The 12,202-nt window shown below is 41.8% G+C and carries 10 protein-coding genes and 2 tRNA genes; 10 read left to right on the top strand and 2 right to left on the bottom strand.

Annotated features, from left to right (window positions below):
- The first annotated feature begins 209 nt into the window (after nt 1–209).
- Nucleotides 210–1,817, top strand: a complete 1,608-nt coding sequence (locus IEE84_RS09060; RefSeq protein WP_191113934.1) for an inorganic phosphate transporter — start codon at nt 210–212, stop codon at nt 1,815–1,817.
- Between the two features lie 116 nt (nt 1,818–1,933).
- On the opposite strand, the gene IEE84_RS09055 is transcribed toward IEE84_RS09060, so the two are convergent.
- Nucleotides 1,934–3,586 (bottom strand): aminotransferase class I/II-fold pyridoxal phosphate-dependent enzyme, encoded by a 1,653-nt coding sequence (locus tag IEE84_RS09055; RefSeq protein WP_191113933.1) that lies wholly within the window; start codon nt 3,584–3,586, stop codon nt 1,934–1,936.
- A 444-nt stretch (nt 3,587–4,030) separates the two neighbouring features.
- Here IEE84_RS09055 and msrB point away from each other — a divergent pair, with 444 nt between their 5' ends.
- The 4 genes from msrB to IEE84_RS09035 all read left to right on the top strand — a co-directional run bounded on the left by msrB (nt 4,031) and on the right by IEE84_RS09035 (nt 5,494).
- The gene (gene msrB / locus IEE84_RS09050) at nt 4,031–4,456 is read left to right on the top strand and encodes a peptide-methionine (R)-S-oxide reductase MsrB (RefSeq protein ID WP_057760931.1); all 426 of its coding nucleotides are present in this window, start codon (nt 4,031–4,033) and stop codon (nt 4,454–4,456) included.
- 137 nt (nt 4,457–4,593) lie between these two features.
- Nucleotides 4,594–5,079 carry a glutathione peroxidase gene (locus IEE84_RS09045; RefSeq protein WP_191113932.1) on the top strand — a complete coding sequence of 162 codons (486 nt, stop codon included), beginning with the start codon at nt 4,594–4,596 and terminating at the stop codon, nt 5,077–5,079.
- Between the two features lie 225 nt (nt 5,080–5,304).
- Nucleotides 5,305–5,380, top strand: a tRNA-Val gene (locus IEE84_RS09040).
- Between the two features lie 37 nt (nt 5,381–5,417).
- Nucleotides 5,418–5,494, top strand: a tRNA-Asp gene (locus IEE84_RS09035).
- A 371-nt stretch (nt 5,495–5,865) separates the two neighbouring features.
- On the opposite strand, the gene IEE84_RS09030 is transcribed toward IEE84_RS09035, so the two are convergent.
- Entirely contained in the window at nt 5,866–7,215 is a 1,350-nt protein-coding gene (locus IEE84_RS09030; protein ID WP_191113931.1) for an MBL fold metallo-hydrolase, read from the bottom strand.
- A gap of 1,149 nt (nt 7,216–8,364) precedes the next feature.
- Here IEE84_RS09030 and IEE84_RS09025 point away from each other — a divergent pair.
- The 5 genes from IEE84_RS09025 (at nt 8,365) to IEE84_RS09005 (ending at nt 11,813) form a co-directional block, all read left to right on the top strand.
- Nucleotides 8,365–8,628, top strand: coding sequence for a YrhK family protein (locus IEE84_RS09025; RefSeq protein WP_191113930.1), 264 nt, complete (start codon nt 8,365–8,367; stop codon nt 8,626–8,628).
- 235 nt (nt 8,629–8,863) lie between these two features.
- The gene (locus tag IEE84_RS09020) at nt 8,864–9,226 is read left to right on the top strand and encodes an ArsR/SmtB family transcription factor (RefSeq protein ID WP_191113929.1); all 363 of its coding nucleotides are present in this window, start codon (nt 8,864–8,866) and stop codon (nt 9,224–9,226) included.
- A gap of 44 nt (nt 9,227–9,270) precedes the next feature.
- Entirely contained in the window at nt 9,271–9,678 is a 408-nt protein-coding gene (gene arsC, locus IEE84_RS09015) for an arsenate reductase (glutaredoxin) (protein WP_191113928.1), read from the top strand.
- Nucleotides 9,665–10,438 (top strand): arsenical resistance protein ArsH, encoded by a 774-nt coding sequence (arsH, locus tag IEE84_RS09010; protein WP_191113927.1) that lies wholly within the window; start codon nt 9,665–9,667, stop codon nt 10,436–10,438. Before arsC ends, arsH begins: the two co-directional genes overlap by 14 nt.
- Before the next feature lie 67 nt (nt 10,439–10,505).
- A complete protein-coding gene (locus tag IEE84_RS09005) occupies nt 10,506–11,813 on the top strand; it encodes an arsenic transporter (protein ID WP_463671208.1) in 1,308 nt (435 codons plus the stop codon).
- Nucleotides 11,814–12,202 lie beyond the last annotated feature (389 nt).

Below are 12,202 nucleotides of genomic sequence, written 5' to 3'. Positions count from 1 at the left end.
ACGATTTGGCAATATCACTTGCGGCTTTGTGACATGTTGAGGGACGTGTTTTTTCTTGCCGCTATAATAATCGGCTCAAGACCTTCTAACCGCATGTTATATATTTTCTATTGCTAATTCATTATGTGCTGCAATAAGCACTGTGAGTAGCAGCGCAGTATTATCAACCTCATATAATTTTAATCAGCTTACGCAGGACGTACTAACGTATGGGTATTAGCAGCAGTTCTACAGAGTCAATCAAGCCAGTTGGCTCTATGAGAATAAATCTATTTTTTGCCATTTTACTGATTGCGATGACTTCCTACTTTTTGTGGTGGGGTTTAGATTACACCATGCGTCAGCAAACGACGCTATTCATCGTGGCGACCGCTTTTGGTGTCTTTATGGCATTCAATATCGGTGGTAACGATGTCGCCAACTCCTTTGGTACTTCGGTGGGTGCAGGGACGTTGACTATCCCGCAAGCATTGGGTATTGCCGCGATATTTGAAGTATCGGGAGCAGTCCTTGCAGGCGGGGAGGTTACTGATACGATTCGAAGCGGCATCGTCGATCTAGATGGTCTATCAGTGACGCCCAATCAGTTCATTTATGTCATGCTCTCCGCATTGGTTGCAGCAGCATTTTGGCTGTTATTTGCGACAAAGAAAGGTCTGCCTGTTTCGACCACACATTCCATTATTGGCGGTGTGATTGGTAGCTCCATTGTTTTAGGTATCACGTTAGGTGGTACGGACATGGCGCTATCAACGGTAGACTGGGGAACGGTTGGAACCATCGCTATTTCTTGGGTATTGTCGCCGCTACTAGGTGGCGTATTGTCTTATCTTTTATATGGACAAATAAAGAAAAATATCATTGAATATAATGATAAAACTGAAGCTTATATTGCGACGCTAAAAGGCAATAAAAAAGTCTTAAAGCAAAACCATAAAGAGTTTTTGGATGGTTTGACAGAGTCTGAGCAATTGGCCTATACGTCAGCGATGCTACGTGATCAGGAAATCTATAAAGATGATGATTGTATCGTTGAAGACCTAGAAACTGATTACTACAAAAAGCTTTATGATATTGAGAATGAGCGTAGTAGCCTTGATACTCTAAAAGCACTTAAGCAATGGGTACCTATCATTGCTGCCGCAGGTGGTGCGGTGATGACTTCTCTAGTCGTCTTTAAAGGTCTAAAAAACGTTAATAGCGGCCTGACCACACTACAGGGCTTCTTGATTATGGGGATGATAGCGGCGCTAGTATGGTTAGCGACCTATATCTATACCAAGAGTATCCGCGGTAAGCATAAAGAAGATTTGACCAAAGCGACGTTCATTATGTTTAGCTGGATGCAGGTCTTTACCGCGTCAGCTTTTGCCTTTAGTCATGGCTCAAACGATATCGCCAATGCGGTTGGTCCTTTTGCCGCCATTATGGATGTGATTCGTACTAATAGTATCGCTACTGAAGCTGCTGTGCCACCTGCTGTTATGCTGACTTTTGGTGTAGCACTAATTGTTGGTCTTTGGTTCATTGGTAAAGAAGTGATTCAAACCGTTGGTACCAATCTAGCGAAAATGCATCCAGCTTCAGGCTTCTCAGCTGAGTTAGCAGCAGCAGCTGTTGTGATGGGTGCATCGACGATGGGTCTGCCTGTATCGAGTACTCACACGCTAGTAGGTGCGGTACTGGGTATCGGTATCGTCAACAGAGATACTAACTGGAAGCTTATGAAGCCGATTGGCTTGGCTTGGATTGTGACACTGCCTGCAGCGGCTACTATGTCAGCTATCAGTTATCTCGTATTGAGCAATATTTTTTAATGCGCTGTTTTTATCAGTGAATTATTATAACTGAGTTTGAATAACTAGGTTCAACGCAATAAAAAACGCTTATCAGCATCATGCCGATAAGCGTTTTTTTAATGATGTATGACGATTTACTCAGTACCAAATTGCTTACGTTTCTTGGCAAAAAATCTGTCCAACCTATCCATCGCATTTTCTAGGTCAAGCAAGTTAGGTAAGAACACCAGACGGAAATGATCGGGTCTGTCCCAGTTAAAACCAGTACCTTGAACCATCAATACGTTTTCTTCAACGAGCAAATCCATCATAAAGTCCATATCATCGGTGATAGGGTAAACCTCTGGATCCATTTTTGGAAAACAGTAAAACGCGCCTTGAGGCATGGTACAAGAAATACCTTTGATAGCATTAAGACGTGAGACTGCCATTTCACGTTGCTTATATAGGCGACCCTTTTCAGAAGTCAGGTCTTGCATGCTCTGATGTCCACCCATCGCTGTTTGAATAGCATACTGTCCTTGCACATTAGAGCAAAGGCGCATGGATGCTAGCATATCTAAGCCTTCAATAAAGTCAGCTGCGTGCTGTTTGCGGCCTGATACCATCATCCAACCTGAGCGAAATCCTGCGATACGATGTGACTTTGACAAGCCATTATAAGAAAGTACCAGCACGTCGTCAGTTAGGGTGCTCATTGGGGTATGTATATTATCATCATAGAGAATACGATCGTAAATCTCATCGGCCATGATGATCAAATCATGCTCTTTAGCAACTTCGATGATTTGCTTTAATAGCTCATCACTATAAAGTGAGCCTGTCGGGTTGTTTGGGTTAATAACCACGATACCCTTTGTTTTACTCGTGATTTTAGACTTAATATCTTCAATATCAGGGTGCCAGTTATCTTCTTCATTACAGCGATAGTGCACAGCAGTACCGCCAGCGAGGTTGGCTGCTGCCGTCCAAAGCGGGTAGTCTGGCATTGGAATCAGGACTTCATCGCCATCATTCATCAACGCCTGCATGGTCATGACAATAAGCTCAGAAACCCCATTGCCCAAATATACGTCACGTACGTCAACGGCCGACAGCAATCCTTTTGATTGGTAATATTGCAAAATGGCCTTGCGTGCTGAGAAAATCCCCTGCGAGTCTGAATAGCCAGTTGCCTCAGATAGATTCATAGCGACATCACGCAAAATCTCATGCGGGGCTTCTAAACCAAAGGGCGCTGGATTACCCACGTTTAGTTTTAATATGCGTTTGCCTTCTGCTTCCATCTTATTAGCAGTCTGCAATAGAGGACCACGAATGTCATAGCAAACGTTTTGTAATTTATCAGATTTTTTTATGGTGTTCATAGCATGACCGTTTTTCGGATTGGTTGTCGAATTGGTTTTTGATTCTTTACCAGCAGTAGAAGTTATCGTGGACTGAGCATCAGTTGTCTTAATACCTGACTGTGTGTGTGAAGCCGTATCTATCTCTTGACGTTCACTGCGCTTTACAGATGATGTCGACTCGTCTGCATCAATAGCCTCATTGTTGAGGTCGCCGCGCAACAGATATCCCTCACTACAGCCCAAAATACGTGCGAGTGTAGGTAGCTTGGATGAGACAATACCGTTGGTACCGCGTTCCCAGTTTGAGATAGCACCACGACTCACTTTTGCACCAGCGGCTGTCATGACTTGTGCTAGCTGCTCAGCAGTAAATCCTTTGTCACGGCGCAACTGTACCAGTCGTTCCGCTTGCGTACTTTTACTATTGTCGTTAGACATTGTTGTTTGAACCTTTATTAATCAGTAAATATTCAGTGTAGAGATATATTAAACATTTTAGTCGAACACTAATGCAAGATATTATTGCATTGATAGTTAATTTGCAAATGATTTTACAATCTGTTCAATTAGTATTTGCAAGTATATCTTGCAATTAATATTTAGCTTATATTCATATGGCTCTAAATCTCTTATATAGACTATAGAATGTATGGGTATCAAGATTACATCTTTACCCATCATTATCTAACATTAATTTGCTATATTTAACTTAATTAATCTCTTCAATCATGCTGTCTATCTCACAATATAGAGAGTACTTTTCTTATATATGCCTTGAATAGTGCGTTGATAACCAACAGATAGAGCACGTCGTTCTCATAATCATATGGCGATAAAATAGTTACCGAGATTAGATAATAAATACTCGAATAAGGATAAATTATGCAAGACAACCAACTAAGCAAAGAAGAAATCAGCCAGTTGACTGAAGCTGACTGGAAAGAGCGTTTAACCGCTGATGAGTATCATATTATGCGTGAGAAGGGCACTGAGCGTCCATTTACAGGTGTATATAATGATGCGACAGATGACGGCGTTTACCGTTGTAAAGGCTGCGGTGCAAGCTTATTTGACTCAAGCAATAAATTTGATGCGAGCTGTGGCTGGCCAAGTTTTGATCAAGGTATCGATAACAGCGCGATTGAAGAGCACGTTGATAACTCGCTAGGCATGACTCGTACCGAAGTCACTTGTAGCAACTGCGGCGCCCATTTGGGTCATGTATTCCCTGATGGTCCTACTGAGACAACAGGCATGCGCTATTGCATCAACTCAGTATCTATCGATTTAGATAAGTCTGAAAAATAAGTAGGCTGAATATTATTAGAAACGTGAAAGGGAAGTACAAGGTGCTTCCTTTTCAATAGCTTTGTTATGTATATGATAGAAAAAGAAGTAGTGCATAAACACCCAAGACAATAAAAACCTCAATTTAAGGATAAATGATGAGTACAATTTACGATTTTACGGCTGAGCGAATGGATGGTAGCTCGCAAGCGTTTTCAGATTACCAAGATAAAGTATTATTAATCGTCAATACCGCAAGCAAATGTGGATTTACGCCGCAGTTTGAAGGCTTAGAATCACTATATCAACAGTATAAAGATCAAGGACTGGTGGTTATCGGTTTTCCTTGTAATCAATTTGGTAGCCAAGACCCAGGTAGCAATGACGAGATTGGTGCGTTTTGCCAAAAGAATTATGGTGTCAGCTTTCCGATGATGGCAAAGACCGATGTCAATGGCGCAGATGCTCATCCTATCTATGAATGGCTCAAAGAACAAAAGGGTGGCGTGCTGACAGATGGTATTAAGTGGAATTTCACCAAGTTCCTAGTCGATAGTAAAGGTCAGGTTATTGACCGCTATGCACCAACGACCAAGCCAGAAGCCATCAAAAACGATATAGAGCAAGCATTAGCCAATAAATAAGCATTAAATCTAAAAAAACATTGGTTTTGTATGAAAATATAAAGTCAATAAAAACAAATGCTTGCTGGATATCCTAATAAAAATCGAAAAAATATCTAAAAAAGTGGTAAATACTGTTTGACACCCAACAGTAAATCTATATAATACACACCCACAGCAACGGAGCTTAGTGACAAACTTAAGAGCTCAGTTGATGTTGAATAAATTGCCTAGCAATTGTTCGAAGGGTGATTAGCTCAGTTGGTAGAGCGTCTGCCTTACACGCAGAATGTCGGCGGTTCGAATCCGTCATCACCCACCACTTCTTAGCAAGTGGCTAAACAAGCTAAGAGACCTAAGCAGCGGTAGTTCAGTTGGTTAGAATACCGGCCTGTCACGCCGGGGGTCGCGGGTTCGAGTCCCGTCCGCTGCGCCATATTTAAAACGAATTTAAACTGTTAAGTTTAAGCAAGTTTCGCCTCAAGCATTAGATTGCTTGAGGTTTTTTTGTGTCTGTTTTTTATGTATCTATGTTTTATGAGTGATAAGTCAGATAAGGAAATATAGTAAGAGTTAGAACCTAGTACTATGACTTATATTTACTCAAGTCATATCACTTAAAGGTCAGCTAAAACGACAACCCTTCTTTTATATCAGTCTTATACTGAATAAAAGAAGGGTCGTCGTACTTATTTTAGGTATAGCATGTCTTAGTTACAGCACTTTAAAATGGCTTTGCTTAAAACTTATTGTTTAAAACTTGAGACGCGTTTTAGCTCATTGCAAATTTTAGCTACGAATAAAGGGTTACTCATGCGTTGCTTGCCATGCGCCCATCGACCCTAGATAGATATCAACGTTCTCAAAACCTCGACTAGCGAGCCACCCTGCTGCTATTGTTGCTCGAGCACCACTGGCGCACATCAATGTATAGTGGCGACTTTGGTCAAGCTCATGCCAACGCTCATTCAGGTGACCAACATAGATATGCTGTGACCCTTCAATCGCACTAGTATTCCTCTCATCAATATCGCGCACATCGAGCAATGTCCAATTTTGAGCACTATTAAGACGACTTTCTACCTCAGTTGTATCGATCATAGGGGTTTGCTGCATCTGCTCACCTTTGGCAGCGGCAGGGACGACACCCACATAGCCACCTATAACATTATCAAAAGCAATACGTACCAGATGCTCCATCGCAGTCGCCAGTTGCTCTTCATCAGAGGCAATCAGGGCCAAGCTTTGTCCTTCCTCGATAAACCATCCAGCAAACGCAGGTAGCATGTTGACAGGTAAGCTCATAGAACCGGGCAGGTGTCCTGACGCATACGCCATTGGTTCACGAATATCGATGAGATGATCAGCATCGCAGTCATGCAGCTGTTTGAGCGAAAGGTTGCGTGGACGCATAACGACTGGAGGCGCTTCACCACCTTCCATATTAAGGCGCTCCATCAATCTGAAATAGGGTGGCTGATAATGGTTTTCGCTAGTCTTGAAGTCAATAAATGTCTCACGATCGGTAATCTGTAAACGTGGGTTGTTCATTCTTTCATGACCGACGGTAGAAAACTCACGTTCCGCCATGCCTGAGCCACAGACGGAGCCTGCACCATGAGCTGGATAAATAATCGCCTGATCACCGAGCGCTAAAATGTCTTGTAAAGAGTCATAAAGTAAACCTGCAACTTCTCTACGACGCTCAGGATAGAAGTCAGTACGACCGACATCACCTACAAAGAGCGCATCCCCAGTAAAAACGCCAACCGCCTTGTCTGGGTACGCTGTATCGAACAGCGCATAAGCAAGATGATCATCAGTATGACCAGGCGTTTCTAAGACACGGATTTTTAATTGGCCAATTGAAAAGCAGTCACCATCATGTGCGGTCTGAGCGTAGACAACAGGTTGTTCTGGATTGGGTCCATGTAAAACTGTCGCTCCCGTCATTGCGGCCAAGATAGGTGCTCCAGAAACCAAATCCTCATTACGATGTGTCTCAAAAATATGAGTAATTTCAAGCCCTGCTGCACGCGCTTTTTCTACATATACCGCACAGTCACGACGTGGATCAATTACCGCTGCTTGACCGCCAGAGCCTACCAAGTAGGATAGATGCGAAAGTCCAGGTGTCTTAATTTTCTCTAGTAGCATGATTATTTCCTTATTATAGTTATGTCAAATGAGCTTTTTGCCAGTAGCATATTACTAGCCACGTTGATTTGTCTGATCGAATTATTATTCGGGGAAATTCTTTAATAGTATATCAATATACAATAACATATATTGACTTTATATTTATATAGGTATTCGTCCAATAAACAGTGCTCTTTTGGATAGATGGATGAAATAAAAGAATATAAATATAATGATCTTTTGGAATTACGATCGTGAGTTTGAGTAAGTGCAATAGGTAAAGAAGAAGTCTATGTGGAAATACGAGACTTGTGAAAAGTAACCATTATCATATGATGTCATTTATATTGAAGCCATAAGGTATATATTAATCCAACGTGACAACTATAAGTAAGTCACTATTCATTTAAGTTCACTATTCTAGTATTCTGAAGGCTATAACTGCTCTAATACGGTTCTTTGTATTTGGCATTGTAGGTTTTGCTTTGTTGTTTACAAAAATAGTTCTAAATTACTTATATTCTTATAATATTTCCTTTTCTTGTAAGAATGATTATAAAAAAATTATAGCGATTCAGCTTATGTACGAAATATTTCTTCTATATACCATGTTCTTATTTTCTTCGCTTATCACTATTATTATAGTGGGTACTTTTTTAGTAGATGCATTTGTCTATTTATTTGGAGAGAAAATCAACTTCAAGACCGTTTGATATAACATATCTCCTGTTGGTAGAGAGTTTTGCTTAGGACATTGGCACTCTATAAATATAGTCTACGAATATGAGGTATCAGAAGAGAACTATAGTAGTAATTTACTTAATTCTACGAATTCTGTGATGAAGCTTAGCTATGAAAGTGCTAATGCGAGACTGTTAAAGTGTCTGAATGAAAGTAAAGTTTACGTTGTTAAATCATTTCCTAAAATATCGATGATAATGCCTTTTAATCAAGATCTTAGATATTATTTAGGATTGATATTTAGCGTCTCATGTATGCTTTTTTCAGGACTAAAAATTCTATAGGTGAAATAAAGTTATTAAATGGTAGGTAGTGGGGCTGAGGACAGACGTCTTAATTAATAGGTTTTCTATAGTAGCTTGTTGACAGGGGTACTGGCCAATTGATATATCTATGACTCAAGTACATGCAAGCAAAGGATAAATTTTGAGCGACCGCAAAGCGTTAGATGTTGATATTGGGCAAGAGCATATTGCCATACAGCGACGATATGATGCTTTGGGCGCAGTGAATGATTTACTTATCGCTGTTTGGTTTTTGATTGGTAGCTTTTTCTTTTTGAAAGAGTCGTTAACGACGGACGGCACATGGCTATTTATCCTTGGCAGCGCACAACTACTCATCAAACCATTGATTAAACTAATCAGCTTGATTCATGTTGGTAGGGTATTTAAACGCGCAAAAAAATAATAAGTTGCCGGGGCAGGTAATATTATATCAAGCCATAGCATCAAATTATTTAATACTATCCCTATCCAGTCTTACTTCCGAAACTGATAGTTTCTAATACTTAAGATGCATTGCTTATCATGGTTTGACTCGTCGTGCCATGATCACTAATGCCTAATGCCTGATGCCTCTAAGAAATAATAACCTTGTTCAAAACATATTGAACTATTTTTAATATGTCTATATTATTGGACATATGGAAATAAATAATGCTACTGCAAGCTTTGCTGCACTTTCTCAAGACACCCGTTTAAAGGCTTTTAGGTTGCTGGTCAGCCAAGAGCCTAACGGTCTCCCTGCGGGTGAAATAGCCCGTCAGCTCGGTGTGCCACACAATACGATGTCAGCGCATCTATCGGTGCTGGCACGAGCAGGGTGGGTGGTCTCACAGCGACATAGCCGACAGATTATCTATCGGGCGTCGCTCTCACATATGGATAGCGTCATTCAGTTTTTACTGCAAGACTGCTGTGCAGGCCATCCAGAATTGTGTGCCTCACTCATGGATAGTTTGAGTGGCTGCAGAGTAGATGAGTCTGCTGAGCAAGGTAACGATTAAACCAATTATCAATTTAATAAATACATAAAACAGGTGTAAACACTATGAAACCATTAATCTTTCATAATCCTAAATGCGGTACATCTCGTAACACACTTGCCATTATTAAAGCGTCAGGTGAAGAGCCAGAAGTGGTGGAATACCTGAAAAATACACCAACGCGCGACCGTTTAGTGGAGCTGTTGGCACAAATGCAGATTTCGCCTAGAGAGCTGTTAAGAAGTAAAGAAACTATCAATGATGAGCTTGGTCTAGATAATCCTGAGTTGTCTGACGACCAAATTATCGATGCCATGATTGCGCATCCTATTTTAATCAACCGTCCTATCGTAGTGACTGATAAAGGCGCTGCTCTATGCCGTCCGTCAGAGCGTGTGTTTGAGTTGTTAGGCAATCCAGTAAGTAGCTTCACAAAAGAAGACGGCGAGGTTATTACTCATGACAAACACTGAGGTTGACCAAGCATTGGAAGCCGAATCTACTGCTTCGCTAGAATTTAGCTTAGACGACTTACCCAATATTGATATAGATAATCTTCAGCCTATCGATATTGTTTCTTTGGTTGCGCCAAATGACTCACGTCATCCGCCAAAAATACTAGTGTTATACGGTTCTGTCCGTGCGCGCTCGTTTTCTAGATTGGCCGCTGAAGAGTCGAGCCGATTGCTACGTTGGTATGGTTGTGAAGTAAAAATGTTTGATCCATCTGGCTTGCCGTTGCCTGACGATGTAGACTCAGACCATCCTAAAGTACAGGAATTGCGGGAGCTGGCGCAGTGGTCAGAAGGCATGCTGTGGGTGAGTCCAGAGCGTCACGGCAGTATTACCAGTATCATGAAAGCGCAAATCGACTGGATACCGCTGTCACTAGGTGGCGTGCGTCCAACTCAAGGTAAAACACTAGCACTGATGCAAGTCAGCGGTGGTAGTCAGAGCTTTAATACGGTTAATCAGATGCGTATTCTCGGGCGCTGGATGCGGATGATCACTATCCCCAATCAATCTTCGATACCCAAAGCATTTTTGGAGTTCAACGATGACAATCGCATGGATATGTCTCCGTTATATCTGCGTCTTGTCGATGTCTGTGAGGAGCTAGTGAAGTTTACTTGGCTCACACGCGGACGTTCAGATTATCTCACTGATCGTTATTCAGAACGCGTTGAGAGTGCTGAAGAACTATCGAGCCGCGTCAATCAAAAATCGATCTAACTCCCTAATCGATCTAATTCCCTATATTAAATCGGCTGAATAAAATCAGCTTAAGTAAGGTCGTATAATGCTTGCATTTGCTATTTTTGTGGTCACTTTAGTCTTGGTTATCTGGCAACCTAAAGGATTGGGCATCGGCTGGAGCGCCATGGGTGGTGCTTTAGTCGCGTTAGCGCTTGGCGTCGTGCAGTTATCAGATGTGGGTATCGTCTGGGATATTGTCTGGGATGCGACCTTTACTTTTGTAGCGCTGATTATCATCTCGCTTATCTTAGATAGGGCAGGGTTTTTTGGCTGGGCCGCATTACATGTGGCACGCCTTGGCAATGGGCAAGGGCGCTTATTGTTTCCGATGATTGTCGTGCTCGGCGCTTTTATTTCTGCCTTTTTTGCCAATGATGGTGCTGCGCTACTACTGACCCCGATCGTCATCGCTATCTTGCTACGTCTGAAATTTTCGCCACCATCAGCTTTAGCATTTATTATAGCGACTGGTTTTATTGCTGATACGGCAAGTCTGCCGTTGGTCACCTCAAATTTAGTCAATATCGTCAGTGCCAATTATTTTGATATTGGTTTCGGTCGTTATGCGGCGGTGATGGTACCAGTCAATATGGTGTCTGTCTTAGCGACGCTACTGGTGTTGTGGGTTATCTATGCGCATCATATTCCAAAAACCTACTCGACTAGCGAACTCAGCGCTCCAGAGTCTGCTATTACCGATCCATTGGTCTTTCGAGCTGCTTTTCCACTATTAGGTTTGCTACTGGTCGCCTATTTTGCAACAGAGCCGTTGGGGCTGCCTATTTCACTGGTCACAGGTATCGCTGCTGTTGCACTAATGGCAATCGCTGGTCGCATATGGCAAGGCGGGCGTGGTGCGGTGGTCTCGGTGAGCGATGTAGTACGTAAAGCGCCTTGGCAAATCGTACTATTTTCAATCGGTATGTACTTGGTGGTATATGGTTTGGGTAATGCAGGACTTACTGCCTATGGGGCGCAAGTACTCAACTGGTTGGGACAACAAGGCGCAGTGATTGCTACCGTTGGAACTGGGTTCTTGTCCGCCATAGTTGCTTCTGTTATGAATAATATGCCAGCAACCCTAGTCGGCGCGCTTGCGATTGACCAAGCACAAGTGCCTGCAACAACACGAGAGCTAATGATTTATGCCAATGTCATTGGTAATGATTTGGGACCTAAATTTACGCCGATTGGTAGTCTAGCTACTTTACTATGGCTACATGTGTTGGCAGAGAAGAACTACAAAATTAGCTGGGGACAGTACATAAAGATTGGTCTACTGATCACGCCGCCTGTGTTGTTAGTGACATTGTTAGCATTGGTATTCTGGCTACCACTATTGCCAAGTTAACTGATGAAAAACTTACTATAGTAATATCCGATCGCGACAATGATATTCATTTTTAAATATCATTGTCGTAATCAAGTATGAGATAAAGTAGTGATTAGCGCTTATCAAAATGGCAAAATAGATAACCAATATTAGGGTCTGTTGAACATTCAAATATTAGGAATGCTAATCGCTAAAATCGCATCAAACTAGGCGTAAACCGACGATAATGTCGAGACCTTAACTAGGCTTGCAATAACGTTTAAGGTGGTTTTAGATCAGCCTTTCAGGGCAGGGCTATTTTTTGCCAATACATGGCGAAATTGTCTAACCTAGAACGACTAGGCGTCAAAAATTTCACTGTGTATTGTCTAAAACATAGTCACTGCCAGTACCATATTTGAATGTTC

The organism is Psychrobacter sp. 28M-43 (genome assembly GCF_014770435.1).
Taxonomy (GTDB): Bacteria; Pseudomonadota; Gammaproteobacteria; order Pseudomonadales; family Moraxellaceae; genus Psychrobacter.
Note: the sequence above shows the minus strand (reverse complement) of the source record. Positions and strands in the feature narration are given on the sequence as shown.